At 57.3% G+C, this 25299-nt stretch carries 20 protein-coding genes and 3 pseudogenes; 18 read left to right on the top strand and 5 right to left on the bottom strand.

The window, feature by feature from the left end; genetic code table 11:
• Window positions 1–2: 2 nt before the first annotated feature.
• The 3 genes and pseudogenes from benC to tnpC form a co-directional block, all read left to right on the top strand.
• Window positions 3–1016 carry a benzoate 1,2-dioxygenase electron transfer component BenC gene (benC, locus tag BLU75_RS12295; RefSeq protein WP_084378749.1) on the top strand — a complete coding sequence of 338 codons (1014 nt, stop codon included), beginning with the start codon at window positions 3–5 and terminating at the stop codon, window positions 1014–1016.
• Window positions 1017–1179: 163 nt separating this feature from the next.
• On the top strand, window positions 1180–1953 hold the full coding sequence (locus BLU75_RS12290; RefSeq protein ID WP_084378748.1) for a 1,6-dihydroxycyclohexa-2,4-diene-1-carboxylate dehydrogenase: 774 nt from the start codon (window positions 1180–1182) through the stop codon (window positions 1951–1953).
• A gap of 66 nt (window positions 1954–2019) precedes the next feature.
• A pseudogene (gene tnpC, locus BLU75_RS12285) lies at window positions 2020–2980 on the top strand (IS66 family transposase); the annotation flags it as partial.
• Between the two features lie 52 nt (window positions 2981–3032).
• Here the strand turns inward: tnpC and BLU75_RS12280 are convergent.
• Entirely contained in the window at window positions 3033–4043 is a 1011-nt protein-coding gene (locus BLU75_RS12280; protein WP_084378747.1) for a zinc-dependent alcohol dehydrogenase family protein, read from the bottom strand.
• 180 nt (window positions 4044–4223) lie between these two features.
• Here BLU75_RS12280 and BLU75_RS12275 point away from each other — a divergent pair, with 180 nt between their 5' ends.
• Both BLU75_RS12275 and BLU75_RS12270 read left to right on the top strand, forming a co-directional pair.
• Window positions 4224–5123 (top strand): LysR family transcriptional regulator, encoded by a 900-nt coding sequence (locus BLU75_RS12275; RefSeq protein WP_084378746.1) that lies wholly within the window; start codon window positions 4224–4226, stop codon window positions 5121–5123.
• Between the two features lie 243 nt (window positions 5124–5366).
• Window positions 5367–5852 (top strand): annotated as a pseudogene (locus tag BLU75_RS12270) (IS66 family transposase); the annotation flags it as partial.
• Between the two features lie 58 nt (window positions 5853–5910).
• Here the strand turns inward: BLU75_RS12270 and BLU75_RS12265 are convergent.
• Entirely contained in the window at window positions 5911–6843 is a 933-nt protein-coding gene (locus BLU75_RS12265; protein ID WP_231982648.1) for a helix-turn-helix domain-containing protein, read from the bottom strand.
• A 169-nt stretch (window positions 6844–7012) separates the two neighbouring features.
• Between BLU75_RS12265 and BLU75_RS12260 the strand changes: the two genes are divergently transcribed.
• Entirely contained in the window at window positions 7013–7771 is a 759-nt protein-coding gene (locus BLU75_RS12260) for an SDR family NAD(P)-dependent oxidoreductase (RefSeq protein WP_084378744.1), read from the top strand.
• Window positions 7772–8088: 317 nt separating this feature from the next.
• Here the strand turns inward: BLU75_RS12260 and BLU75_RS12255 are convergent, their stop codons facing one another.
• Window positions 8089–9108: a LacI family DNA-binding transcriptional regulator gene (locus tag BLU75_RS12255; protein ID WP_084378743.1), complete on the bottom strand. Its 1020-nt coding sequence runs from the start codon at window positions 9106–9108 to the stop codon at window positions 8089–8091.
• Between the two features lie 186 nt (window positions 9109–9294).
• Here BLU75_RS12255 and BLU75_RS12250 point away from each other — a divergent pair.
• The 4 genes and pseudogenes from BLU75_RS12250 to BLU75_RS12235 all read left to right on the top strand — a co-directional run bounded on the left by BLU75_RS12250 (window position 9295) and on the right by BLU75_RS12235 (window position 13614).
• Window positions 9295–10462, top strand: a pseudogene (locus BLU75_RS12250) (Gfo/Idh/MocA family protein).
• Window positions 10459–11562, top strand: coding sequence for a sugar phosphate isomerase/epimerase family protein (locus BLU75_RS12245; RefSeq protein ID WP_084378742.1), 1104 nt, complete (start codon window positions 10459–10461; stop codon window positions 11560–11562). The pseudogene BLU75_RS12250 and the gene BLU75_RS12245 overlap by 4 nt, the downstream one beginning before the upstream one ends.
• Before the next feature lie 42 nt (window positions 11563–11604).
• On the top strand, window positions 11605–12840 hold the full coding sequence (locus tag BLU75_RS12240) for a nucleoside permease (protein WP_084378741.1): 1236 nt from the start codon (window positions 11605–11607) through the stop codon (window positions 12838–12840).
• 267 nt (window positions 12841–13107) lie between these two features.
• The gene (locus tag BLU75_RS12235; RefSeq protein WP_084378739.1) at window positions 13108–13614 is read left to right on the top strand and encodes a YkgB family protein; all 507 of its coding nucleotides are present in this window, start codon (window positions 13108–13110) and stop codon (window positions 13612–13614) included.
• A gap of 48 nt (window positions 13615–13662) precedes the next feature.
• Here the strand turns inward: BLU75_RS12235 and BLU75_RS12230 are convergent, their stop codons facing one another.
• A complete protein-coding gene (locus tag BLU75_RS12230) occupies window positions 13663–14508 on the bottom strand; it encodes a helix-turn-helix transcriptional regulator (protein WP_084378738.1) in 846 nt (281 codons plus the stop codon).
• A gap of 200 nt (window positions 14509–14708) precedes the next feature.
• Here BLU75_RS12230 and BLU75_RS12225 point away from each other — a divergent pair, with 200 nt between their 5' ends.
• The 3 genes from BLU75_RS12225 to BLU75_RS12215 all read left to right on the top strand — a co-directional run bounded on the left by BLU75_RS12225 (window position 14709) and on the right by BLU75_RS12215 (window position 18858).
• Entirely contained in the window at window positions 14709–15128 is a 420-nt protein-coding gene (locus BLU75_RS12225; RefSeq protein WP_231982647.1) for a hypothetical protein, read from the top strand.
• Window positions 15129–15520: 392 nt separating this feature from the next.
• On the top strand, window positions 15521–16333 hold the full coding sequence (locus BLU75_RS12220; protein ID WP_231982646.1) for a class I SAM-dependent methyltransferase: 813 nt from the start codon (window positions 15521–15523) through the stop codon (window positions 16331–16333).
• 332 nt (window positions 16334–16665) lie between these two features.
• Window positions 16666–18858, top strand: coding sequence for a TonB-dependent receptor (locus tag BLU75_RS12215; RefSeq protein WP_084378737.1), 2193 nt, complete (start codon window positions 16666–16668; stop codon window positions 18856–18858).
• A 392-nt stretch (window positions 18859–19250) separates the two neighbouring features.
• On the opposite strand, the gene BLU75_RS12205 is transcribed toward BLU75_RS12215, so the two are convergent.
• Entirely contained in the window at window positions 19251–19442 is a 192-nt protein-coding gene (locus BLU75_RS12205) for a hypothetical protein (RefSeq protein ID WP_174580145.1), read from the bottom strand.
• Window positions 19443–19721: 279 nt separating this feature from the next.
• On the opposite strand from BLU75_RS12205, the gene BLU75_RS12200 reads away from it, so the two are divergent.
• The 5 genes from BLU75_RS12200 to BLU75_RS12180 all read left to right on the top strand — a co-directional run bounded on the left by BLU75_RS12200 (window position 19722) and on the right by BLU75_RS12180 (window position 25295).
• Window positions 19722–21020, top strand: a complete 1299-nt coding sequence (locus tag BLU75_RS12200; protein ID WP_084378735.1) for an NAD(P)/FAD-dependent oxidoreductase — start codon at window positions 19722–19724, stop codon at window positions 21018–21020.
• Window positions 21021–21157: 137 nt separating this feature from the next.
• Complete coding sequence (locus BLU75_RS12195) at window positions 21158–22189, top strand: ABC transporter substrate-binding protein (RefSeq protein WP_084378734.1); 1032 nt, start codon at window positions 21158–21160, stop codon at window positions 22187–22189.
• A gap of 13 nt (window positions 22190–22202) precedes the next feature.
• Complete coding sequence (locus tag BLU75_RS12190; RefSeq protein ID WP_084378733.1) at window positions 22203–23237, top strand: ABC transporter substrate-binding protein; 1035 nt, start codon at window positions 22203–22205, stop codon at window positions 23235–23237.
• 97 nt (window positions 23238–23334) lie between these two features.
• Window positions 23335–24417 carry an ABC transporter ATP-binding protein gene (locus BLU75_RS12185; RefSeq protein WP_165447465.1) on the top strand — a complete coding sequence of 361 codons (1083 nt, stop codon included), beginning with the start codon at window positions 23335–23337 and terminating at the stop codon, window positions 24415–24417.
• The gene (locus BLU75_RS12180; RefSeq protein WP_084378731.1) at window positions 24414–25295 is read left to right on the top strand and encodes an ABC transporter permease; all 882 of its coding nucleotides are present in this window, start codon (window positions 24414–24416) and stop codon (window positions 25293–25295) included. The genes BLU75_RS12185 and BLU75_RS12180 overlap by 4 nt, the downstream gene beginning before the upstream one ends.
• Window positions 25296–25299: the final 4 nt, after the last annotated feature.

Below are 25299 nucleotides of genomic sequence, written 5' to 3'. Positions count from 1 at the left end.
TCATGACTCATTCCATTGCGTTCAACTTTGAAGACGGCGTCACCCGATTCATCGACGCCAATGCTGGGGAAACCGTGGCCGATGCCGCGTATCGCCAGGGCATCAATATTCCACTGGACTGCCGCGACGGCGCTTGCGGAACCTGCAAGTGCTTCGCCGAGGCTGGCCGCTACGACTTGGGTGAGGACTACATCGAAGACGCCCTCAGTGCCGACGAAGCGCAGCAGGGTTTTGTCCTGACCTGCCAGATGCGGGCGCAGAGCGATTGCGTGGTGCGGGTGCCGGTTTCATCGGATGTCTGCCGTACCCGTCAGGCCAGTTATGACGCGACCATCAGCGCCGTGCGTCAGTTGTCCGACAGCACCATCGCGCTGTCGATCAAGGGCGAAGCCCTGAGCAAACTGGCGTTTTTGCCGGGGCAATATGTGAACCTCGGGGTTCCCGGCAGCGAGCAGACTCGCGCTTACTCGTTCAGCTCGTTGCAGCGTGACGGCGAAGTCAGCTTTCTGATTCGCAACGTGCCCGGCGGCTTGATGAGCAGTTTCCTCACCGGCATGGCCAAGGCCGGCGACAGCATGAGCCTGGCCGGGCCGTTGGGCAGCTTCTACCTGCGCGACATTCGCCGTCCGTTGTTGCTGCTGGCCGGTGGCACCGGTCTGGCGCCGTTCACCGCGATGCTGGAAAGAATCGCCGAACAGGGCAGCGAGCATCCGCTGCATTTGATCTACGGCGTGACCAACGACTTCGATCTGGTGGAGCTCGATCGACTTGAAGCCTTCGCTGCGCGCATTCCGAACTTCAGCTTCAGTGCCTGCGTGGCCAATCCCGACAGCCGGCACCCGCTCAAGGGTTATGTGACCCAACACATCGAGCCGCGGCATTTGAACGATGGCGACGTCGACGTCTACCTGTGCGGCCCGCCGCCGATGGTCGAGGCAGTTAGCCAGTTCATCCGCGAACAAGGCATTGCGCCGGTGAATTTCTACTACGAGAAGTTTGCCGCCAGCGCCGCGTAATCTCGCGCTAGAACTGCGCGATACAGATTGATTGTAGGAGAGCCGGTCGAGGTCCGAACGCTCGCGAAGAACGCTCGGACGCCGCCTCTGTTCAGAATGTCCGCGTCACCGTTGACGGCCATCGCGGGCCGGCGCCTACAAAACGCTTCGTCATGAGGTACACATGAATAGATTTCGAGACAAAGTCGCACTGATCACGGGTGCCGCCCAAGGCATCGGACGGCGTGTCGCCGAGCGAATGGCTGGGGAGGGCGCGCGGTTGATCCTGGTCGACCGCTCTGAGCTGATCTACGACGTGGGGCAGCAGCTAGCGCAGAGTAGCGAAGTGCTCGCACTCACTGCAGATCTTGAGCTGTACGACGAATGCAACCGGGTAATGCACACCGCCATCGAGCGTTTCGGGCGTCTGGACATCCTCATCAATAATGTCGGCGGGACGATCTGGGCCAAACCCTTCGAGCACTACGACCCTCAACAGATCGAGGCTGAAGTCCGACGGTCACTGTTCCCGACGTTATGGTGCTGCCACGCTGCGCTGCCATTTATGCTCGAGCAGGGCAGCGGGGCCATTGTCAATGTGTCGTCGATCGCAACTCGCAGCATAAATCGTGTGCCTTATGGCGCGGCAAAGGGTGGAGTGAATGCGCTGACGGCGTGTCTGGCTTTCGAAACCGCGGGGCGGGGCGTGAGAGTCAATGCGACGGCGCCTGGTGGAACTGAGGCGCCACCCCGGTTGATTCCGCGTAACAGCGTCGAACAAAGCACCGAGGAGAAACACTGGTACCAGCAGATTGTCGATCAGACAATCGACAGCAGTCTAATGAAGCGCTATGGCACATTGGACGAGCAGGCGGGCGCGATACTGTTTCTGGCGAGCGATGAAGCGTCCTACATCACAGGTCTGACCATGCCGGTAGGAGGAGGTGATCAAGGATGAGGAACCAGACTCGCGATACTGATAAGCGTAGTCGCTGACTCTTTTAGGTGCTCTTTGCTCAGCGGCTGTCTATGCGGCTGCGCACTCAAGCGCATCGGTGAAGATGTCAGTGAAAAACTGGACTACACGCCTGGCGTGTTTACCGTTGAGCGCCATGTCCGTGGCAAGTGGGTTTGCGATGACTGCGAAACGCTGATCCAGGCCCCGGTACCAGCGCAGGTCATCGACAAGGGCATCCCGGCTGCCCACGTCATGATCGCGAAGTTCGCTGATCATCTTCCGCTTTACCGTCAGAAATCGATTTTCGGTCGAGCTGGCTTGGCAATTCCACGCTTGACTTTGGCCCAATGGGGCGGCGTGGCTGGCGTGCAGTTGCAGCCCTTGGTCGATGCCCGGGCAGCAGGTTGTGCACGCGGATGTCGGTCTGCGGCGATTTTGGCGGCTACAAAGCCAGTTTCGAACTCGGCGTGACCGAGATCGGCTGCATGGCCATGCTCGGCGCAAGTTTTTCGAACTGCACGCCACGAACAAAAGCCAGCTCGCCGAGCAGGCCCTGCGCTACATCCAGTTGTTGTACGAAATTGAAAGCGAAGTCCGCGATCTTGAACCGGATTTACGGCACCGAATACGGCAAGAAAAAGCCGCACCGATAATGGACATGCTGCATGCCTGGATGAGTGCCCAGCCCGATTTTGTGCCCGAAGGTTCAGCTATCAGCAGAGCACTCGATTACAGCCTTAAACGCTGGGCAGCGCTGTCGCGCTACCTCGATGACGGGGCCGTGCCTATTGATAATAATTGGGCGGAAAACCAGAGCCGGCCGTGGGCTCTTGGACGCAAGAACTGGCTTTTCGCCGGGTCGCTACGCAGCGGAAAACGAGCTGCGGCAATCATGAGCCTGATCCAGTCTGCACGGCTCAAAGGGCATGGTCCGTATGCGTATTTGAAGGACGTGCTCACGCGCCTGCCGTCGCAGCGGGCGAGTGAGGTTGCCGATCTGCTGCCACATAATTGGGTGGTCATCTGACCGCGCATATTTCAATGCGAAAATTTGCGGCGTAACGCCAAGTGGCTTAATCCTACGCGATTTTGATTACTACCTTACCAAAGGCGCCTCTGGCCAAATGTTCGTACGCTTCACGTGCTTGATCGAATGGATACACGTGGTCGATTACCGGGCGAATCTTGTGCTCATTCAAGAATTCGTTCATTCGGTCAAATGACGAGCGTGGAGCAACGGCTATGCCGCGAATAGTTGTTTGTCGGAAAATCATAGGCATCAGGTTCAGGGCAGAGGTTTGACCTGTCAGAAAGCCGATCTGTGCGATACGTCCACCTGCCTTTGTTGCAGCAATCGATTGATTGATGCCGTCACCGCCTGCCACATCCAGCAGGAGATCCACGCCCTTGCCATCAGTGAGCTTCAGAACTTCCTCTGCCCACTCGGGGGTAGTGCGATAATTCACACCAGCAACAGCGCCCAGTTTTTTTACAGCGTCCAGATTGGTATCACGGCTGGAGGTGACGATAACCTTGGCTCCTAAAGCTGTGGCAATTTGTGCTGCAAAAACAGAAACACCTCCAGATCCCTGAACCAAAACGGTTTGGCCTGCCTCGATCTGGCCATAATCGACGAGCGCATACCACGCCGTCAGAGCAGCAATTGGAAGGGTCGCGGCTTCTTCATCTGACATGTTGTCGGGGGCACGTACCGCGCTGTCTTCATGGATGATCATGTATTCCGCCAGACCACCAGGCAATGGCGAACCGAAGCAGTAGTTGGGTTCATCTGGCCCGGGCATGCCGTCCAACCAACGTGAGTAGAGGTGTGAGTTGACCCGATCTCCAATAGCGAAGCGGCTGACACCATCACCAACTGCCACGACAGTCCCCGCCGCATCGCTGACGGGGATCAGCGGCTTGGGCACCATGTGAGGTTCGTAGATACCGTCAACGATGGCCTTGTCCCGGAAATTGAGTGATACAGCGCCTACCTTAACCAGCAGTTCACCAGCTTGGGGCACGGGAGTTTCCGTTTCGCCCTGCACCAGATTCTCCAAGCCAAAATCTTTCAGAAGCCACGCTTTCATTTTCTGTCTCCAGCAGTTTTGAGGTGCAGAGGAGGAAAAGCTCCCCCTTTACGCTGAGGACATTGTTCCGCGTTGCGACTTCTGGATAAATGTGCAGAAACCAACAGGATTGTTATCCTGGTAAGCAACAATATCGCAGTCATATGCTTCTCGGGGGGACTTATGGAGCTTCTACAGGCGATGCAGGTATTCGCCAAGCTAGCGGAGCTAGAGAGCTTCACTAAAGTTGCAGAAGTAATGCAGGCAGGGCGCCCGCACGTCACACGCACCATTCAGGATCTGGAAGCTTCGCTGGGTGTCCGTCTCTTCCAGCGCACTACTCGCAAGGTAAAACTGACTGCTGAGGGGGAGCGATTTTACGAACGCGTCAAAGAGATTTTGGCGAATATCGCAGAGACCACTTCGATGTTCGACCGTAGTGGGGCGACCTTACGTGGAAGGCTTCGAATTGACATCCCCACTGCATTTTCCCAACATAGCTTCATGGAAAGCCTTAGGAGATTTACGGAGGCATTTCCCGAAATCGAACTTGCGCTGGGTGTGACCGACCGTACGGTAGATCTCGTAGCCGAGGGCATCGACTGTGTACTGAGAATTGGTGACCTCCCAGATTCAAGTATGGTGGCCAGAGAAATTGGCACCGCCATCATGGTGACCTGTGCGTCCCCTGGTTATCTCCAAGCCTTCGGAGCACCCACAACCCTGCAAGATCTAATAGACCACCGATGTGTCAGCTTTCTTTCCGGTCAAAGCAACAGGCCGCTCCCTTGGCACTTCTCGGTGGACGGCGAGGATCATCCTCACACCCCCAGTGGTGGTATCACTGTGAATGAGTCAAATGCCTACGTTCAATGTGGTGTTGCAGGCTTCGGCATTGTTCAAGCTCCGGGTATTACCGTTGAGACCTTCCTCGCAAGTGGAGAACTGGTTGAGGTGCTCAGGGCTCATCGTCCACAGCCGCGATTGGTTTCCGTGCTTTATCCAAGCAGAACGCATCTTGCTCCTCAGGTCGACGCATTTGTGGATTGGCTGAAGGAACATTTTCCTGTGCTACACCCCAGCTGGTTCACAGCGCACTAACCTTCGTTCGTATGCTGACTTCGCACCAAAACGGGCTAGTGCTAGATGTGTTCGGCAGACGCTTACTTTAAGTCCAGGATTCTGACGGGTACTGAATCGATTTATTGCTGGAGCAGATTGTGTAGCGAGGTGAGCATCTGGCCCCCGACCCGAAACTCCGTCACATCGGTCACCCATTTCTGGTTCGGTCGTTTGGCATCGAACTTCCGTTTCAGCAGGTTCGGCGCTACCTGACCCTCTTTCGCCGAGCAAGCCCTGCGCTATATCCAGTTGCTGGACGAAATCGAGAGCGAAGTCCGCGACCTGGAGCCGGATTTACGGCACCGAATACGGCAAGAAAAAGCCGCACCGATAATGGACATGCTGCATGCCTGGATGAGTGCCCAGCCCGATTTTGTGCCCGAAGGTTCGGCTATCAGCAGAGCACTCGATTACAGCCTTAAACGCTGGGCAGCGCTGTCGCGCTACCTCGATGACGGGGCCGTCTCCATAGATAACAACTGGGCCGAAAACCAGATCCGGCCATGGGCGCCTGGGCGCAAGAACTGGCTCTTCGCAGGGTCGCTACGCAGCGGCAAACGGGCGGCGGCGATCATGAGCTTGATCCAGTCAGCGCGGCTGAATGGTCATGATCCTTCCGCCTATCTGAAGAATGTTCTCACGCGCCTGCCGACGCAGCGAGCGAGTGAAATCGAGCAACTGCTTTCGCATAAGTGGCATCAGGCTTAATCGCACAAGATCAACAACGGATGCTGGGTGTAGGCCGTCCATACCAGTGCATCTGAACTTAACTCCGATGACGGTATTCACGCGGCGTTACGCCGGTATGACGCTTGAACAATTGAGCGAAATAACTTGGGCTGGCATAGCCAACCTCAAGAGCGACGTTCAGGATGCTGAGGTCTGATTCCAGAAGCAGCTCCCGCGCCATTTCCATCCGCAGATGAATAAAGTACTGGGATGGACTCCGTCCTGTTGCTTTCTTGAACAGACGGCTGAAGTGCGAAACGCTCATGCCCGCTTCGGATGCCAGTTTGTCCAGGCTGAATGTACTGTCCATTCCTGTTTGTAGGGTCGCAATGGCCTTATGGAGTTTGTAGGCCGGCAAGGCGTTCATCCGTTTGGACGGTTCGCTACCGTCGCCATAGCGTCGGGCCAAATGCACAGCAAGCGCTTGGCCTACGCCTTGCAGGTACAGCGAGCTGGCTTGGGGGTTTGAAGTCACTTCGTGATAGAGGGATCTCATCAGCGCCGTAACTTCGGGATCTCGTTCGCCGGATACCTCTCGTAGCCGCTGGACTCCGTCCGGACACGAAACAATATCCCGCGCGGCAAGATCCAGCAGATGCTGGCTGAGATAGACATGCATCACTTCAAAGCCCCCATCGCTTTCTGTTTGCCATCGCATTTCATAGGGGAGGGGCGACGTAGTCAGAAAAAAGTCGCCAGCAGCGACAGGGGTGGCCGTCCAGTCTTCGTTCCCCATGCGCTCTTCGACGACGGCAGCACCCGAAACGATCAGAACAAGCAGAGGTTCTGCGACAGCAGGAATCATCAGACTCTGCTGGGTGGTTCGATGCCTGAATATCTGTACCTGCACCTGCGAGTTCAAACTTTGGCCAGAAGGCTGATGGGCCGTAGCGGGTAGGTAATCCGGCATTTTATGGGCGGGAATCCGCTCATGATGATCTGAACGGGATGGCTGGCCAAGCGTTGCCATGGCATGTTTTTCGCGAGTGATGGGTCGACAGAGTAGCGAGTCCAGGCAACTAAAAGCAAAATCCCGACAGCCCGGCAAAGATGCGGCAGATCCGCGCGAAAGAATGAGAGAAGGTGCCGTCGTCTACAGCAGCAGTTGTTGCGGCTGGATGCCTTCTCTGGAGAGAAAGATGACGGTTGATACACGTGGTGAATTCGAAGGTCGGGTGGTTCTGGTGACCGGTGCAGCGAGTGGGATTGGCCGGGCTGTCGCCCTGATGCTGCATGAGCGCGGGGCTAAAGTGGTAGCTGAAGACAAAAGTCCGACAGTCGAGCAACTCGCCCGGCCCGGCCTGGTTCCACTGATTGCGGATATCACTGAAGATGGCGCTGCCGAAACAGCAGTGGCGACAGCGATAGCACACTTTGGCCGTCTGGATATATTAGTCAATAACGCCGGGATCATCATAAACAAATTGGTCGTGGACATGACTCGCGATGATTGGGAGCGTATCCAGGCCGTCAATGTCACGGCGGCATTTTTGCATGCTCGGGAAGCCATAAAGGCGATGATCCCGAATCGAACGGGTGCCATTGTCAACATCGCGTCCTATGCGGCTTACCAAGCGTTCCCTACGATTGCGGCTTATACCGCTTCAAAAGGTGCGCTGGCCCAGCTGACTCGCACATTGGCCCTAGAGGTCATCGATTACGGTATACGCGTCAATGCAGTCGGCTCCGGAGATGTTGTGACCAATATCCTCAACGATGTTGTTGAAGACGGCCCTGGGTTCCTTGCCCAGCATGGTGAAAAGACGCCGATCAAACGTGCCGCTCAGCCCGAGGAAATCGCTGAAGTCGTGGCGTTTCTAGCCTCAGAGCGGGCATCTTATATTTTAGGCGCCATCGTCATGGCGGATGGAGGGATGAGCGTCCCCGCCGGAGCCTGATAGGGCCTATTCCTGTCACTTACTGCGTGTTGACCGACTGGGCCAGCGTTCTGTTCATGTGATTGGTTGATTTGGTCGCATCAACGGCAAAAGGGGCCTTGCCCAGACGGTTACAGTGAAACGGCCCTCATCGTGCCCCATCAGTCGCCTGCCATACCCGTTCCAATCCAGACTGAAAAATTGCACAAATCTCAGAGGTCTGACATCCAGCGCGATCGTATCTAAGATGCTGGCCAGTTATGAGGATTCGAGCAATTTGCCGTTGCTGGTCTTCGCCAAGCTGGCAGGTAAATCCCGCGATCAGATCAATCGCGATATCAAGGCCCGGCGCCTGGGTAGTTTGACGAACTTGGCGGGGCAGTGCTCTCACGTATCGTAAGCGTGAAAGGCAGTATCACAATCTGCCTGACGGTCGATTTTGTCTCGATCACGTCGATCAGCATTTCTACCGCTCTTCGCCCAAATGCTTCGCAAGGCTGTGCGATGGTCGTAAGCGGTGGATCGCAATACTGCGCCAGTGGAATGTCATCGAACCCCACCAACGAAATATCCTCGGGCACGCGCAGGCCCATTTCCTTGATGCGCTTGAGCGCGCCAATGGCCATCTCATCGTTCTCACAAAACAGCGCTGTAGGGCGATCGGGCATAGTCAGCAGGGTCGTGGCGCCGTCATAGCCGGCGCGCAAGCTGAAGTCACCGTGGCAAATAATCGCTGAGTCGGGAGTGATGCCTGCTTGATCCAAGGCAGTCTGGTAACCCGCGACCCGATCTTGGGTCAGAGGGCTGCTTTGAGGACCTTTGATCAGGCCGATCCGGCGATGGCCCAAACTGATCAGGTGCTCGGTCATCGCCTTGGCGGCCGCGTGGTTGTCGAGACTGATGGTGGGGTGGCGGCCGCCCTTGATCACTTCGCATGCATTGACCATCGGCGGGGTGTCAACGCTATCAGCTGGGAAAGGATCGTAGGCGCGCAGCTGGATCACGCCATCGGCCTGATGAGCATAGACTAGGTCGGCAAACTCACGTTCGATGTCTTCGCGCCCTTGGGTATCGCACAACAACAGTCGATAACCGGCGGCTTGGGCAGCCTGTTGTGCACCGCTGATCACGCGGGCAAAAAACGTGTTGGCAATTTTCGGGACGAGGATGACCAGGTTGGCGGTTCGCCGTGAACGGAACTGCACGGCCATCAGGTTGGGGCGATAACCCGCTTGCTCGACGGCGGCATTGACCTTGTCCCGAGTGGCCTGGCGCACGCAGTCGGGTGATTTCAGGGTTCTCGATACGGTGGCCACCGACACGCCGGCGAGCCGGGCGACTTCACGAATATTGGACAAAACCACCTCATGTTCACACTGTGCGTCGGGCGAGCTTACAGCAGGTCCGCCTGCGCCGAAATCCTCGCAAGTAGGTTTTATCGATTTGACAGCCGGCTCGGTAACGCATAAATTCTTGTTGAAATGTAACCGGTTACATTTTGCTTCAAGCAGCCGTTTAGCCAGGCCGAAAAGAGAAGATCAGTGATGAGCACAGTGATACCTAAAATAAGAATGGGCTTCGTCGGTGGGGGGGGAGGGCTCTTTTATTGCCCAAGCTCATCGTCAGGCCGCGGGGCTCGATGGGCGTTTTGAGCTGGTATGCGGTGCGTTCAGTCGCGACCTGCAGAACAACCTGCGCACGGGCAGTCATCTGGGTCTGGCGCAATCGCGCTGCTACAGCACTTGGCAACTGATGCTTGAGGCCGAGCGGGCGCTTCCAGCAGAGCAGCGCATGGAGCTGCTGGTGATCGTCACCCCCAATCATCTGCATGCGCCAGTGGCCAGCGAGGCGTTGGCCGCAGGCTTCCATGTTTTCAGCGAAAAGCCCGCTGCGCTGAATCTGGCTGAACTGCGGGCCCTGAAGAACGTGTTGGACACCAGCGCCGGTCTGTATGGCCTGGCCCATACCTACCTCGGCTACCCCATGGTCTGGCAAGCGCGTGAAATGGTGCGCAGCGGCGTGATCGGTGCCGTGCGCAAGGTGCTGGTGGAGTATCCCCAGGGCTGGCTCAGCCAGGATGTGGCCGGGCAAGGCAACAAGCAGGCCGAGTGGCGGGGGCAGCCGGCGTTGTCTGGGTTGGGTGGTTGCATCGGCGATATCGGCACCCATGCCTTTTCCCTGGCGGAGTTTGTTGCCGATCAAGCTGTCACCCACCTGTGTGCCACCCTGGGTGTGCACATCGAGGGCCGTCAACTGGATGACGACGCCGCTATGTTGTTCAAGATGGAGCAGGGCGCCAGTGGCGTGCTGATCGCCAGCCAGGTCTGCGCGGGTGAAGAGAACCCGCTGAGCATTCGTGTCTACGGCGACAAGGGCGGCCTCGAATGGCGGCAGGAACAACCCGCCAGCCTGATTCATCGCGCATTGGATCAACCGCTGCGCATCTTGCGCTCCGGCACCGGGCAGCCGTGGTTGTGCGAGGCCGCGACCCAGCGTATGCGCTTGCCCGCCGGCCATCCTGAAGGCTACCTGGAAGCCATGGCCAATCTGTATGGCGATTTTGCCAAAGCCATTCGTAGTGAGGTGACAGGCAACACTGCACCCGGCGTGCCGGGAATTGAGATTGGTCTGCGTGGCATGGCCTTTATCGAGACCGCCATTGCCAGTCATAACAGCAACGCCAAGTGGACCCCGCTGGAGTGCTCCGTATGAAACAGCAGACGCCTGCCGTGACCCCGAACGCCCTGGCCCATCAAGGTCTGCGCGGACCTGGGATATTCCTGGCGCAGTTCATCGCTGATGAAGCGCCTTTCGACACCCTGGCCAATATCGCCCAGTGGGCGGCATCCCAAGGCTACAAAGCCATCCAACTGCCGACCCTCGGCACGCGCTACATCGACCTTGAACGTGCTGCCGAAAGCCAGAGCTATTGCGATGAATTGAAGGCCGTGTGCGCCAGCGCCGGGGTTGAAATCAGCGAGCTGTCCACCCACCTGCAAGGGCAGTTGGTGGCCGTGCACCCGGCGTTCGATGCGGTGTTCGATGACTTCGCGCCGGCTCATCTGCGTGGCCAACCCCAGGCACGCACCGAGTGGGCGATTGAGCAATTGAAGCTGGCGGCGCGGGCCAGTCAGCGTCTGGGGTTGACGGCGCACGCGACCTTTTCCGGGGCCTTGCTATGGCCCTATATGTACCCCTGGCCGCAACGTCCCGCGGGGTTGGTGGAGCAAGGTTTTGCCGAACTGGCCAAGCGCTGGCTGCCGATCCTCGACTGCTTTGATGAGGCCGGTGTCGACCTGTGCTACGAAATTCATCCCGGTGAGGACCTGCACGACGGCGCCACATTCGAGCGTTTCCTCGATGCCGTCGATCACCATCCGCGCGCGGCCATCCTCTATGACCCCAGCCACCTGCTGCTGCAGCAAATGGACTACCTGGGTTTTATTGACCGTTATCATTCACGCATCCGCATGTTCCACGTCAAGGACGCGGAGTTCCGTCCCGATGCGCGCTCCGGTGTCTATGGCGGTTACCAGAGCTGGGTCGAGCGCCCTGGACGTTTTCGCTCGCTGGGTGATGGCCAGATCGATTTCAAGTCGATTTTCAGCAAGCTGACCCAATATGGCTTCACCGGCTGGGCCGTGCTGGAGTGGGAGTGCTGCCTGAAAGACTCCGCGCAAGGCGCCGCCGAAGGCGCGGGGTTCATCCGCGAACACATGATTACCCGAAGCCAAAAGGCCTTTGACGATTTTGTCAGCGTGGCCAGCGATGCGGCTTCCAACAGGCGTTTGTTGGGCTTGCCTGACGCCTGAGTTTCACCTGCTGCTTTCAATAACAATAAGACGGTGACTGTTATGACGTGGATGACTGCGCGCTTGAGCGCCATGATGTTTCTGCAGTTCTTTATCTGGGGTGGCTGGTTCGTCACCCTGGGCACTTTCCTGTCCAGCCAGTTGGGTGCCAGCGGCGGCCAGATTGGCATGGCGTTCTCGACCCAGTCCTGGGGCGCGATCATTGCCCCGTTCGTGATCGGGCTGATCGCTGACCGCTTCTTCAATGCCGAGCGTATCCTGGCGGTGCTGCACCTGGTGGGGGCGGTGTTGCTCTATCAGCTGTACCGGGCGCCGGACTTCGGCGCGTTCTATCCCTACGTGCTGGCCTACATGATGATCTATATGCCGACCCTGGCATTGGTCAATTCCGTGGCTTTTCGGCAGATGCGCGACCCGGCGCTTGAGTTCTCGCGTATTCGGGTGTGGGGCACCGTGGGCTGGATCGTCGCCGGCGTGGTGATCAGTTTTGTCTTCGCCTGGGACTCTAAAGACGCCATTGCTAGCGGTGGCCTGCGCAACACTTTCCTGATGGCGGCGCTGGCGTCCCTGGTGCTGGGGCTGTACAGCTTTACCCTACCGAGTACCGCGCCGCTCAAGTCCGAAACCCGCCGCAGAGGCCTCAAGCAGATGCTCGGTCTGGATGCGCTGGGCCTGCTCAAAGACCGCAGCTACCTGGTGTTCTTCATTGCCTCGATCCTGATCTGCATTCCGCTGGCGTTCTATTACCAGAATGCCAATCCGTTCCTCGCGGAAATCGGCGTGACCAATCCCACGGCGAAGATGGCCATCGGGCAGGTCTCCGAAGTCCTGTTCATGCTCCTGCTGCCTCTGTTCATTCACCGCTTCGGCATCAAGATCGCATTATTGATGGGCATGTTGGCCTGGGCCTTGCGCTACGTGCTGTTCGCCTACGGCAATAACGCGGACCTGGCCTTCATGCTGTTCACCGGTATTGCCTTGCACGGTATCTGCTACGACTTTTTCTTTGTGTCCGGGCAGATCTACACCGACGCCAAAACTCCAGAGCGCTTCAGAAGTTCGGCTCAAGGCCTGATTACCCTGGCCACCTATGGCTTTGGCATGCTGATCGGTTTTTGGGTCGCGGGTCATGTCTCCGACTACTACGCCACCCCCGCGGGTCATCAGTGGCAGAGCATCTGGTTGTTCCCGGCCTGCTTTTCCCTGGGCGTGGTGCTGGTGTTCCTGTTTGCCTTCCGCGATGAGCGAGCGGTGGAACTGGCATCAGCCAAGGTTTGAACGGCTACGAATACACAATAATAAATAAGGAACTCGCGATGCGCTTACTCAAACAATGGTATTGACCGCCATTCGGCAGCTAGGCGGCCTTTGCAGCCCTTCCTGACAGCGTTGAAGAGCTGCAATGAGTCAAGACGATCTGCACTGAACGCAATACGTTCGGAAGCCACGAGAGTGGAATCAAAGGCAACACTGTCTCCGTTCCCAACGCACACCGCGTTAGGTTGCTGATTAGCGTTCCTCACCACTCTCTTGGAAGCCGTGACCATGAAAACCTTAAGTCTCAAGAACCCTAGAACCAGCGTAGAAAACCCTTCAACGCTCGGGGGCCGAACCATGGCAATAGGCACCTACGGTGCTTACTTTGCACTTACCGTGATTTACTTCTGGTTCGGCGGTATGAAGTTCACCCACTACGAAGCAGTCGGACTGGTTCCGCTGGTGAGCAATAGCCCTTTCCTGGGTTGGGTTTATGGCATTTTCAGTGTGGATACCTTCTCCAGCCTGCTCGGCGTGCTGGAGGTCTCGATCGGTGTTCTGATCGCAGGTCGCGTGCTGTCACCAAAGCTCTCATTGATCGGTGGTGCGCTGTCTGCCGGATTGTTCTTCACAACCCTGAGCTTTATGTTCTCAACCCCCGGCGTGATTGAGCCTAGCCTCGGTTTTCCAGGCATTTCGGTTGCGCCGGGTCAGTTTCTTCTTAAAGACATCGGGTTGCTTGTCGCTTCGATATTTGTGGCCGGTCACTCTTTAACCGAATTGGAAAGCCGTTAAACCGATGGTTGTCCTCTTGGAGTGGCCTGAAGCAGTTCGATGCTCTCCTCAGGCCATTGCCCCGTCACATTCTCCTGACAGATCTTTCATCCAGTCCCGAGGGCTATAACCCGTCTTGCGTCGAAATGCGCGTGCAAGTGCCGAAGGGCTTTCATAACCGACTTCGGCGGCGATCAGCGTAATCGAGCGTCCTTCACGCAGACGTTTTTGCGCCAGGCTGATACGCCAACTCAACAGATAATCCGCAGGTGTTTGCCCGATAACCGCCCGAAAATGCACCGCATAGGCTGCACGCGACATGTTCGACTCGCTCGCCAGTTCCGCGATCGACCAGGCACGATGAGGTGCATTGTGAATCTGTACAAGAGATCGCGCCAGCCGCACGTCGGCCAATCCAGCCATCATTCCGCTACGCAACTGTTGATGGTCGAGCAGGTGCCGAAACAACAAAATGATCAATAATTCGAACAAGCAATTCAGTGCGGCCTCCCTGCCACAATGTCCGCCTGCCGCCTCGTCGAACATCCATTTCAGCGTATCGGCCAACATTGGCAGCTCATCCAGGGACAGCACCAGGCAATCGGGTAGCGACGCCGACAACGGGTTATCTACGCCGCCCTCGAACTCCACTGACGCACACAGCAGTTGAGCGCTCTCGGACTCATCAGCAAAGAGTTGATGACGGCTGGGACGTGGCATGAAAATCAGGCTGGGGCAGGTCAGCAGCAAGTCCTTGCGATCGGGCCCCGACAACGTGACGCTACCCGCCTGCAGCAGATGGATATAACCACGCCGTTCAGTGCCATTGTAGGACGCCAAGCCGCACAGTTTGCCGTTGTAAAACAGGTTTGCGCGCACTCCAAACTGCGACAACAACGTGGACAAGCGATCCATGGGCACTCTCTTGGCGAAATATAAACGCTTAGATCATATCACCGACGATTTGTGGCTCGATTTTGCCGTATTTGCCGCTCCAAGGGCAGGTCATGGGCGCGCTATTCAGTGCATCCCCCGTTGATTGTCTTCGCCTCATCACATACAAAGACGACGAGTCAGATCATTTGGGTAACTATGTCAGCCTGCACGAAAACCTCATGAACCTGACCCACCTGAGCTTTCTTCATGCGAACACCATTGGTACGCCAGACTATGCCAGCGCGCCCTACAAGCTCGACCTCAAGGAGGGCCATTACACGCTGATTCGCGAAGTGGTGCCGACCACCCTGTCGCCCGTCTGGGGCCAGACGACTGGCCTGGAAGACTGCACAACGGCGGCACGCATTGCCACCTCAGAGTTTCTATCGCCGGCCTTGCACCGAGTCAGGGTGACCTTCTACGACAGCGCCCAACCGCTCGAACGCCGTGAGCTGTTTCACATTCGCACGGCGCACATCCTGACTCCGGAAACCAACAACAGCTTGCATTACTTCATCGTCCACGGGCGCGACTTCGCCCAGCGCGATAAAGCCCTCGGCGAGTTCATGCACGAGCGAACTCTTCGCCACCTTCAATGAGAATGTCGAGGGTCTCGGGGGTCTGGAGACGGCACTCAACGACCGCGGCGAGCAACATTACGAGATATCCGTGGCCAGTGATGCCCCCGCTGTCGCTACCCGCATTCACCTGAAAAAACGCGCCGACGTCGAACAACAACGACGTGACCAAAAGGCGGGACAATGATCTCGCCAAACCGTTATCGACGACGCCCTCTAACCGAAGAACCGCCCGAAGGCGGTTCAAAATAAACTGGCTCCTGCAGTACCAAAAAGCCGACGGATTAGTCCGCGAGTGTTTCCCGATGGGGAATGATTGCCCCTGGCCCTGACAACCCACACGCTGAAAGTCTCAATGGAGAGCAAGGAAGAAGTTGACATCGCCTGCCATATAACGCAACTTCAAATATTACATGACTTCCGGCTCGTCAGGCGCCGGCTGCTGTTATTGCGCCAAGCACTGCTGTACTTCCTGGTTTCTCGTTGAAGAACGCAGGAAAAACCAGCGTTTGATCGCTCCCACTCTTCAGGATTTTATGAAACAAGACCACACTTCGCCCTATGCGAACGCGGGCATGATTGCATCTTATACGGACGATGCGCCTCGCAAGGTCCCGGGGCTTGCCGATCTCCATCGCATGATGATGCTACTTCTGGCTGAACAAGCCCCCAGTGGAGCCCACATTCTTGTCCTTGGCGCAGGAGGCGGACTGGAAACCAAAGCCTTGGCTGAAGCACAACCAAGTTGGCAGCTGACCGGTGTCGATCCTTCACCCGCCATGTTAGATCTGGCGCGCCGAACGATTGTGCCATTTTCGGATCGCATCAGTTTAGTCGAGGGGACTGTGGACCAGGCGCCTGCAGGACCCTTCGACGGTGCAACCTGCCTTCTCACGCTCCACCATATCGAACGGAGTGAGCGGTTGCGCACGCTGAAGGAAATACATCGTCGGCTAAAACCTGGTGTGAACATCGTGATCGCAGGACACTCGGCTCCGGAACCCGATCCAATCCACTGGATAACGCGTTCTGTTGCTTTTGGCGATCGTCGTGGCCTCGATCCGGCGACCGCAGCTAATACGGGAAAGTTGATGGCTGAGCGCCTGCACCTGCTAACCCCAGCCGAGGAAAAAGAGATGTTGCAAGAGGCCGGTTTTCTGAATGTCGCAATGTTTTATGCGGCGTTTTCCTTCCGCGGATGGGTCGGAACTGCTCGCTCGCGATAGCGGCAATGCATTGCCGAAAATGGCCTGCGAGCAGCTGTGTGATCTCGGTTCAAGCCAACGGTGCAGTAGCTTCTTGGCGGCTGTATGTCCGCTCTTGGTCGCTAGTTGCGAAGAGCGTTTCTTCGCAACTCCTCCAGCGGCTTAATGCTCGACCGACCCGAGATGCCCAAGGTAGCCCAACGTGCGTGAGGATCAGACGCTGATGCACTCGACGCTGACGAAACCGCTTTCCAAATCTTTTATGGAAATGTGCCCCTTGGTAGAGATAATATATCTGCGAATCATTAGCATTCACGCTATTGGCTTACCGTTTTCCCGCAGGTACTCACTCGATGCTATTTCCATCTCGCCTTACGTTGCTTGCTGCATGCTGCTCAGTCAGTTTTCTTACCCAGGCGGCAGAACCTATTGAATTGGGAGTGACCGACATTACTGCCGATGCGATCAACCCTAATTCCAACACGTTACCCACGCCCTATGCGGGTGGTCAGGTGGCGAGGGGAGGCCAGATGGGGGTGCTGGGAAATCAGGACAACATGGATGTCCCGTTCGTGATGACCAGTTACACCTCAACGCTGATTGGGGATCAACAAGCTGAAGACGTGGGTGATGTGCTTCTCAACGATCCGTCGGTACGTCAATCCTATGGGTTTGGTAACCAATCTCAAGTGTTCGTGATTCGAGGCTTGCCGCTTAGCAGCGACGACATTTCCTACAATGGGTTGTATGGCGTTTTACCGCGTCAAATTCTATCGACGGATGCTATCGAGCGTGTCGAGGTATTCAAAGGCCCCAACGCGTTTATCAACGGTGTCAGTCCGACGGGCTCGGGTCTTGGGGGCGGAGTCAACTTGCAGCCCAAGCGCGCAGAGGATGTGCCGACTCGTCGCTACACGCAGGACATCAGCAGCGATGGCCGCATTGGCGAGCATTTGGATATCGGGCAGCGATTCGGCGAGGATAACCGGTTTGGCGCCAGGTTAAACCTGAGCCAGCGGGAAGGTGAAACAGCGATCGACAACCAGGATCAGCGCACAAAGTTGTTCGTTGCGGGCTTGGACTATCGAGGTGATAACTTCCGCGTTTCCAGCGATTTTGGGTATCAGAAACAGCGTGTCAATGGACTGCGTAATTCTGTGAATATCGGGAACGTCACCCGCATTCCCACTGCTCCACGCGCTAGCCACAATTATGGACAGGACTGGACCTACTCCGAAACGGAAGACACCTTCGGCATGATTCGTGGCGATTGGGATCTGAACGAAAACTGGACGGCATACCTTGCTGGTGGAGCAAAGCACACCCGAGAAACCGGGATATACGCCACCCCGACACTGGTGGGCAATAACGGCGTAGCTACGATCGGTGGCTCAGAAATTCCCCACAATGAAGACAATACAACGTTCAGTGGAGGGTTGAACGGGCGCTTTAACACTGGCCCTATTTCCCACCAGATTGCGATCGGGGGCTCAACGATCTGGACCGAGCAGGAAAACGCGTACACGTTCTATCGTCCCGTTACCGGGAATAGCAATATTTACAACACCCCGGCGCTTCCTAAGCCGACTGCGGTGTCCAGCACTGGCGGTAAAATGGGTGATCCCGGGGTGACCGGCAAAACCCGCAACCGTAGCCTGGCGATTTCCGACACGTTGGGCTTGTTCGATGACAAATTGCTGGTCACCTATGGTGTCCGCCGTCAGCAGCTGCGTGTCGAAAACTATAAGTACGATGGCAGCACTTCAAACGGTGTAGCCAATCCAGCAAACGATGGCAGTCGTAGCACTATCTACGATGAAGCCATTACCACGCCTGTTTACGGCATCGTGTACAAGCCTGTGGAGAGCGTGTCGCTCTACGCCAACAGAATCGAAGGCCTTGCAAAAGGGCCAGTGGCGTCCGGTACAGGTGTCACGAACCTGGGCGAAGCCTTTCCCCCTGGCCGCACAAAACAGTTGGAAGCGGGTATCAAGCTGGACATGCAAACCTTCGGTGCCAACTTGGGTGTTTTCCGCATCGAGAAACCTTCCGATGGCTACGTCGACAACGCGCGCAAGCTCTATGTGCGTGATGGGGAACAGGTCAACAAAGGGCTAGAGATCAGCGTTTTCGGCGAGCCAATCGAAGGCCTCCGGTTGATGGCCGGCGGTACCCGCATGACGTCTGAACTCAAAAAAACCGCAGGCGGTCTCAACGATGGTAATCACGCCATTGGCGTGCCAACGTTTCAGCTCAATGCCAGCGTAGATTGGGATGTTCCGGGTATCGAAGGTGCCGCTCTCAGCGCAAGGATGTTGCGCACGGGCGGGCAGTACGCTGATCAGGCTAACAACCTGAGCTTGCCTACATGGAACCGTTTCGACGCTGGTGCACGTTATAAAATGAAACTCGTGGAGAAAGACCTGACGTTGCGCGTCAACCTGGAAAACATTACCGACAAGAACTACTGGGCCTCGGCAAACGGCGGCTACCTCTCGCAGGGTGACCCACGCTTGGTGAAATTCTCGGGAACTATCGATTTCTAAGTATGCATTTGAGGAAGGCTTGAATATCGAGGGCAGTGGTGATGTTTTACAGTCTTGATTGGATCAGGAGTACTCTGCACAAACCACCTACGCAGACTGTGTGAAAACCTGGCACTCTGCGCGGCGCTCAAAAAAATGCTCCGTATCGAAAGATACGGGGCATTTTTCGTTATGGCTTACATCCAAGCAGAGTCCTGCAGCCAGACCAGCTTGTTTCCGGTCTTGCTGGAGGAACTGATCCCTGCGGATCACCTCGTACAGCCACGATTTTTTAGTACATCTTCCAGTACGTCGATCCGCGCGATCAGCGACGCCTTGAGCACAATGCCAAACGGTTGGCCCCGCAGAGCACCTCCTGAGCGTTGTTTTAGTCTTGATGCAAGTCCTCAGTCCTAAGGGTAGTTTCCCTCAAGCGCCGGGAACGCCTCACTCCACAGGGGGCTGTGAATTTCCTGAGGCGAATAGCCCGTTTCCAGGACCACGCGAGCGACCTTGTCAAAGGCCGAGATCGGTGATCCGGCGTCGAGGAAAAACCCTGCAGGCGCCTGCCAGATCTTCAAGCGGTTTGCCTCGACAGTTTTCATACAGTGTCCCTTAGCTTGGTGGGTGCCCGGCGACCGAAAGGTAGGGTAGCCGAAAGTGCCCAAGCAGCCATCCCTCCCCGGGACGATCGGTGCGCGCGCGCGATCCATAAAAACCAATCTCCCCTAAAAAGCGTGCAAGACGATTTTTGTGATCTGATAATAGGTTGACATGAATCAATAAGTGTATGATTATTTCAATTAAGTGATATTTATAAATCGCACAGCGATACGGAGAGTAAATTGTACGATCCTCTGATCAACACTCATCCTGGCGTCGGAATGCCACATTCAGCATCCTATTGGGTGGATACCGCAGGGTCCGCTCCCCAGGATGATGGCCCGGTCAACGGGGCCATGGATGTCGAGGTAGCGATCATTGGTGCCGGTTATACGGGGCTGAGTTGTGCGCTGCATCTGGCCCGTGAGCATGGAATTCGCGCAGTGGTGTTGGAGGCGAATCAGGTCGCGTGGGGGTGCAGTGGGCGCAATGGCAGCTTTGCGCGCATTTCCGGTGGTCGTGTGCCGCTGGCGGAGCTGATCCAGCGTTATGGCGCAAGCGAGGCGAAAGCCTATTTCGAGGAAATGTCCGCAGGCCTGAATACCGTGCGTGGTCTGATTCGGGAAGGTCAGATCGATTGCGACGTGCAGCCGGATGGCGTCTACAAGGTCGCCAGCCATGCACGCCATGTTGACGGGCTCAAGCGTGAAGTGGGCCTCTATAACGAGGTATTGAAGTACGGCGCAACGTTTGTCAGTGACACGCAAGTGCATGCCGTGCATGGCGGTGCCGAGTCATTCGGTGCGCTGTATATGCCCGACGGGTTTTCGATGCATCCGCTGAAGCTGGCCTGGGGTATCCATCGCATGGCGCGTGCCGCCGGGGTCAAGGTGCATGTCGCCTCGCCGGTGACCGACTGGCACAGCGACAATGGTCATCATCGTCTGGTGACGCCGGGTGGGGTGGTCACTGCGCGCCAGGTGGTGGTAGCCACCAATGGCTATACCTCCGGGGCGCTGAACAAAGCCACCGCTGGACGGGTGCTCCCGGTTCACTCGCAAATCATCGTCACGCGTCCTTTAACCGCCGACGAGAAACAACAGAGCCTGGTCGGCAGTGAATGCATGTTTGATACGCGCAATTTGCTCTCGTATTACCGCCGCTTGCCGGATGATCGCATTCTGTTCGGCGGGCGCAGCGCCATCACCGGACGCGACGCGGAACATCCCCGGCACCGACAAAACCTGCATGACGCGTTGTGCCGCAAGTTTCCGGCATTGCGTGGAATTGCGGTGGATTACAACTGGGGCGGCTGGGTCGCGGTGAGCGAAAACTCGTTACCGTTCATTTGTAAGGTCCCAGGCCTGGACAATGTGTTTTCCGGCGGCGGTTACGCCGGTAGCGGCGTGTCGTTTTCCGTGCAGACCGGCAAGCGCCTGGCTCAAATGGTGGCGGGTGATTCACGGCCCACCTCAATCGATTTTCTCCACAGGAGTCCCAAGCGTTTTCCGTTTCAACCGTTCTTGCGCGTGGGGCAACGGATGGCGTATGTCTGGTATCGCTTCAAGGATGCGCGATAAACAGACACGCGTGACGGCTTCAAAAAGCGACAAGAGAGGATGGCGGAAAACGTCTCCCGATATAACAACAAGCAGGTGGGCAGCAACGCCCGGCGTTCGATTCAACTGTCTAATTACAATAAGCTCAGGAGTTGAAAATGCGATCAATCAATAAGCGAATGGCGGGTGTAGCGTTTGCCATGTCCTTGTTTTCCGTTGCCCAGGTGCAGGCGGCGGGTACCGTAACCTTTGCTGGCTGGGGAGGGGCGTTGCAGGATGCTGAACGCAAGGCCTATCTCAAACCGGCGGAGGCTGCGCTGGGGATCAAGATTAAGGAAGACAACATGGATGGCCTGGCCGCGGTGCGTGCCCAGGTGATGTCGGGCAAGCCGAAGTGGGACGTGGTTGAACTGGCGTCCAATGATTGTGTGATGGCGCAGGAGCAAGGCCTGACCGAGCCGCTGGATTACTCGGTGATCAGTACCGAGGGCGTGGCCGCGAATTTCTATGGCAAAAACTGGATTGCCAGTAACGCCTATTCCACCGTGCTGGCCTGGGCGAACGATGCGGGCGAGAGCACGCCGAAAACCTGGAAAGCCTTCTTTGACCCCGAAGTGAAAGCTTCACGAGCCATGTACCGGCAGCCCTATACCACGCTCGAACTGGCCCTGATTGCCGATGGTGTATCGCCCAAGGCGCTCTATCCGCTGGACGTCGATCGTGCCTTCAAGGTGTTGGAGCGCATCAGGCCGCAAGTGGTCAACTGGTGGCGCAGCGGCACCGACTCTGCACAGTTGCTTCGCAGCCGCGAAGTGGATGCGTTGGCGATCTGGGCATCCCGGGTTGACGAGCTGAAGCAGTCCGGTGATGCCGTTGACTACACCTATGACTATGCGCTGGTCGATTACGACTGTGTGGTCGTGCCAAAGGGTGCCCCGAACAAAGAGTTGGCGATGAAGCTGGTGGCTGAAATCATGAAGCCCCATAGCCAGGCGACCCTGGTGACCCTGATCCCGAATCCGCCCATCAACGTCAAGGCCTACGATACCGGTATCATTCCGGCTGCGATGGCCGCCACCTTGCCGACTGCTCCGGCCAACATCGACAAGGTTGTGTTTTTCGACCCGGTCTGGTGGCAGGCGCATCAGGCTGAAGTCCAGCGTCGATTCGATCTGTTCATCCAGAATTGATAAAGGTATCTCTATGAGTATCATCAAGAAAAGCCTTCTGCAGGGTTCAGTTGCTGCGGTGTTGGCCTTGGGCGCAAGTGCCTCTGTGCTGGCGGACAGCGTGACCTTCTCCGGTTGGGGAGGCGCCTTGCAGGACGCCGAGCGCAAGGCTTATCTGGAGCCCGCCGCGAAGGCGTTGGGTGTCACGATCAAGGAAGACAACATGGACGGCCTGGCCGCCGTTCGTGCGCAGGTGATGTCGGGCAAGCCGAAGTGGGATGTGGTGGAGTTGGGCAGTACCGAGTGCGCCCAGGCTCAACAGGAAGGGCTGGTCGAACCGCTGGACTACTCGGTGATCGATGCCACGCATGTCGACAAGACGGTGGTCAGCAGCCACTGGATTGCCAGTCACGCGTACGCCACGGTGGTGGCCTGGGCTGAGGACAGCGGAGCACCCGTGGCGAAGAACTGGCAGCAATTCTTCGACCCGCAGGTCAAGGGCGCGCGCGCCCTGTACCGTCAGCCCTGGCTCACCATGGAAGCGGCCTTGCTGGGTGATGGTGTGGCGCCCAAGGACCTGTATCCGTTGGATGTCGAGCGTGCGATCAAGGTGCTCGCGCGCATCAAGCCCCAGGTGGTCAACTGGTGGAGCGCAGGGGCCGACTCGGCGCAATTGTTGCGCAGTCGTGAAGTGGATTTCCTGGCGATCTGGAATGGTCGGGTCAGTGAGGTCAAGGCCAGCGGTGAGCCAGTCGACTACAGCTTCGACGGGGCGCTGTTGAGCCATGATTGCCTGGTCGTTCCCAAGGGTGCACCGAACAAGGCGCTGGCGATGAAGTTGATTGCCCAGATCATGAAGCCTGAAAGCCAGGCGATGCTGGCCACGCTGATTCCGTACTCGCCAGTGAACGCGAAAGCCTATGAGCTGCCGATCATTACCGAGCAACTGGCTGCGCGCCTGCCGACGTCGCCGCAGAACATCGACAAGGTGGTCGCGGTGTCTCCGCAATGGTGGGTCAAGAATCAGGAAGCTGTTCGCCAGCGATTCGCCTTGTTCCTGGCCAACTGATCTGTTGCGTGCAGTTTGAGAAGTGGGGTGGGGCGCCCATGGCGCCCGATCTACGATAAAAAGGACGCGAAGCGTCCGATTTGCGCCGAGTGTGAGCATGTCCGAAGACCCTAAACTTTCAATGTCCATCGACATCGAGAACCTGACCAAGACCTACGACAGCTTTGCTGCGTTGGATGATGTCTCGCTGTCGATCAAGAGTGGCGAGTTCCTGTCCTTGCTGGGCTCCTCCGGTTCCGGCAAGACCACGCTGTTGATGGCGTTGGCCGGGTTTGTCCGCCCCGATGCCGGCAGTATTCGCTTTGGCGGCCGTGAGATGATCTTCGAGCCTCCGCACAAGCGTGACGTCGGCATGATGTTCCAGAGCTATGCACTGTTCCCTCACATGAACGTGTTTCAGAACGTCGCCTATCCGCTGAAGTTGCGTGGCTACAACCGTGCCGACATTCGCCAGCGAGTCGAACAAGCGCTGGCCACCGTGGAGCTGGATCACCTGATCGAGCGTGGCATCACCGAAATGTCCGGTGGCCAGCGTCAACGTATCGCCCTGGCCCGCGCTATCGTATTCGAACCCAAGATCCTGCTGATGGATGAGCCACTGTCGGCCCTCGACAAGCGTTTGCGCGAAACCATGCAGCTGGAATTGCGCCGCCTGCACGAGCGTCTGGGGATGACCGTGGTCTACGTGACCCATGATCAGCGTGAAGCCCTCACCATGTCGGACCGCATCGCGGTGATGAGCAAGGGGCAGATTCGCCAGGTCGACACGCCGATCAATCTTTATGAGCGCCCGTCGAACCGGTTTGTCGCCGAGTTCGTCGGCGAGTCTTCCTGCCTGCCTGTCACGCTGCACGGCGGCCAGGTGCAGTTCCAGGGACGCCCCTTGCGCGCAGCCAGCGCAATCGCTGGGTTGAAGAACCCGAGCCTGGTGGTGCGTCCGGAAAAACTGCAGTTCGTGACGGCCGATGCCAGCGATTGCAACCTGTTGCACGGTCATGTCACCGATGTCATTTTCCAGGGTGAAAGCCAACTGGTGCAGATCGACCTGGGTGAGGGCATGGCCGTGGCCATCCGCCGGCCAACCCGTAGCTCTGCCAGCAACCGCCTGCCGACGCGTGGCGAAGCCGTGGTGTTGGGCCTGCATCTGCAAGACACGCTGGTGGTTGGAGACGAGCAATGAGCCGCGCCGAATCAGGTGCGCGCAATGTGCGCGAGTTGCGTAGCGCAGAACGGCGCAATCGCTGGTACCTGTTCGGTTCGGGGCTGCCGGCGCTGCTGTTGGTACTGCTGACATTCGTGCTGCCGATCGGCTGGTTGTTCTGGTTGTCGCTTTTTGATGCCAATGGCGAACTGACGGTGGAGAACTACACCCGTCTGCTGGAACCGATCTACGTGCTGACCTTTGTGCAGACCTTCAAGATCAGCATCATCGTCACCGTCGCCTGCGTGCTGATCGGTTATCCCTATGCGTATTTCATGATCAAGGGGCCGCGCTGGCTGGCCAACCTGGCGATGGGCCTGCTGCTGGTGTCGCTGTGGACCTCGCTGCTGGTACGTACCTATGCCTGGCTGATCATCCTGCAGCGACGCGGCATGGCCAATGACTTGTTGATGAGCCTGGGCATCACCGATGTCCCGTTGCAGTTGGTGCATAACCTGACAGGTACGGTAATCGGCATGGTGCACATCATGTTGCCCTTCATGATCCTGCCGCTGTTCGCGTCGATGAAGAGCATCGACCCGATCTACAACCAGGCTGCTGCGGCCTTCGGGGCATCGCCATCGCGAGCCTTTCGCGATGTGTTCCTTCCGCTATCGCTGCCGGGTCTGGCCGCCGGGGCAACGTTGGTGTTCGTGATCACCCTCGGGTTCTACGTCACCCCGGCCTTGTTGGGCGGTGGCAAGGTGCAGATGATTTCGATGCGGATCGAGAGCGACGTGTCGATGTACGCCAACTGGGGGGCTGCGTCGTCGCTGGGTGTGGTGCTATTGGTAACCACCTTGCTTATGTTGTTTATCGTCAAGAAGAGCGCGGGCCTCGGCCGGCGCAGTGAGTGAGACC

Origin of the sequence: Pseudomonas mucidolens, from assembly GCF_900106045.1 — a bacterium.
GTDB classification, from domain to species: domain Bacteria; phylum Pseudomonadota; class Gammaproteobacteria; order Pseudomonadales; family Pseudomonadaceae; genus Aquipseudomonas; species Aquipseudomonas mucidolens.
This window is presented reverse-complemented; position numbering and strand designations above follow the sequence as displayed.

What these genes read in the sequence shown, in the direction of transcription:
- BLU75_RS12225 (WP_231982647.1), top strand. Translation starts at nt 14,709, where the DNA reads ATGAACCTGACCCACCTGAGCTTTCTTCATGCGAACACCATTGGTACG.
- BLU75_RS12230 (WP_084378738.1), bottom strand. Translation starts at nt 14,508, where the DNA reads ATGGATCGCTTGTCCACGTTGTTGTCGCAGTTTGGAGTGCGCGCAAAC.
- BLU75_RS12200 (WP_084378735.1), top strand. Translation starts at nt 19,722, where the DNA reads ATGCCACATTCAGCATCCTATTGGGTGGATACCGCAGGGTCCGCTCCC.
- BLU75_RS12185 (WP_165447465.1), top strand. Translation starts at nt 23,335, where the DNA reads ATGTCCGAAGACCCTAAACTTTCAATGTCCATCGACATCGAGAACCTG.
- benC (WP_084378749.1), top strand. Translation starts at nt 3, where the DNA reads ATGACTCATTCCATTGCGTTCAACTTTGAAGACGGCGTCACCCGATTC.
- BLU75_RS12215 (WP_084378737.1), top strand. Translation starts at nt 16,666, where the DNA reads ATGCTATTTCCATCTCGCCTTACGTTGCTTGCTGCATGCTGCTCAGTC.
- BLU75_RS12275 (WP_084378746.1), top strand. Translation starts at nt 4,224, where the DNA reads ATGCAGGTATTCGCCAAGCTAGCGGAGCTAGAGAGCTTCACTAAAGTT.
- BLU75_RS12205 (WP_174580145.1), bottom strand. Translation starts at nt 19,442, where the DNA reads ATGAAAACTGTCGAGGCAAACCGCTTGAAGATCTGGCAGGCGCCTGCA.
- BLU75_RS12190 (WP_084378733.1), top strand. Translation starts at nt 22,203, where the DNA reads ATGAGTATCATCAAGAAAAGCCTTCTGCAGGGTTCAGTTGCTGCGGTG.
- BLU75_RS12260 (WP_084378744.1), top strand. Translation starts at nt 7,013, where the DNA reads ATGACGGTTGATACACGTGGTGAATTCGAAGGTCGGGTGGTTCTGGTG.
- BLU75_RS12245 (WP_084378742.1), top strand. Translation starts at nt 10,459, where the DNA reads ATGAAACAGCAGACGCCTGCCGTGACCCCGAACGCCCTGGCCCATCAA.
- BLU75_RS12180 (WP_084378731.1), top strand. Translation starts at nt 24,414, where the DNA reads ATGAGCCGCGCCGAATCAGGTGCGCGCAATGTGCGCGAGTTGCGTAGC.
- BLU75_RS12235 (WP_084378739.1), top strand. Translation starts at nt 13,108, where the DNA reads ATGAAAACCTTAAGTCTCAAGAACCCTAGAACCAGCGTAGAAAACCCT.
- BLU75_RS12265 (WP_231982648.1), bottom strand. Translation starts at nt 6,843, where the DNA reads ATGGCAACGCTTGGCCAGCCATCCCGTTCAGATCATCATGAGCGGATT.
- BLU75_RS12280 (WP_084378747.1), bottom strand. Translation starts at nt 4,043, where the DNA reads ATGAAAGCGTGGCTTCTGAAAGATTTTGGCTTGGAGAATCTGGTGCAG.
- BLU75_RS12290 (WP_084378748.1), top strand. Translation starts at nt 1,180, where the DNA reads ATGAATAGATTTCGAGACAAAGTCGCACTGATCACGGGTGCCGCCCAA.
- BLU75_RS12240 (WP_084378741.1), top strand. Translation starts at nt 11,605, where the DNA reads ATGACGTGGATGACTGCGCGCTTGAGCGCCATGATGTTTCTGCAGTTC.
- BLU75_RS12220 (WP_231982646.1), top strand. Translation starts at nt 15,521, where the DNA reads ATGACTTCCGGCTCGTCAGGCGCCGGCTGCTGTTATTGCGCCAAGCAC.
- BLU75_RS12195 (WP_084378734.1), top strand. Translation starts at nt 21,158, where the DNA reads ATGCGATCAATCAATAAGCGAATGGCGGGTGTAGCGTTTGCCATGTCC.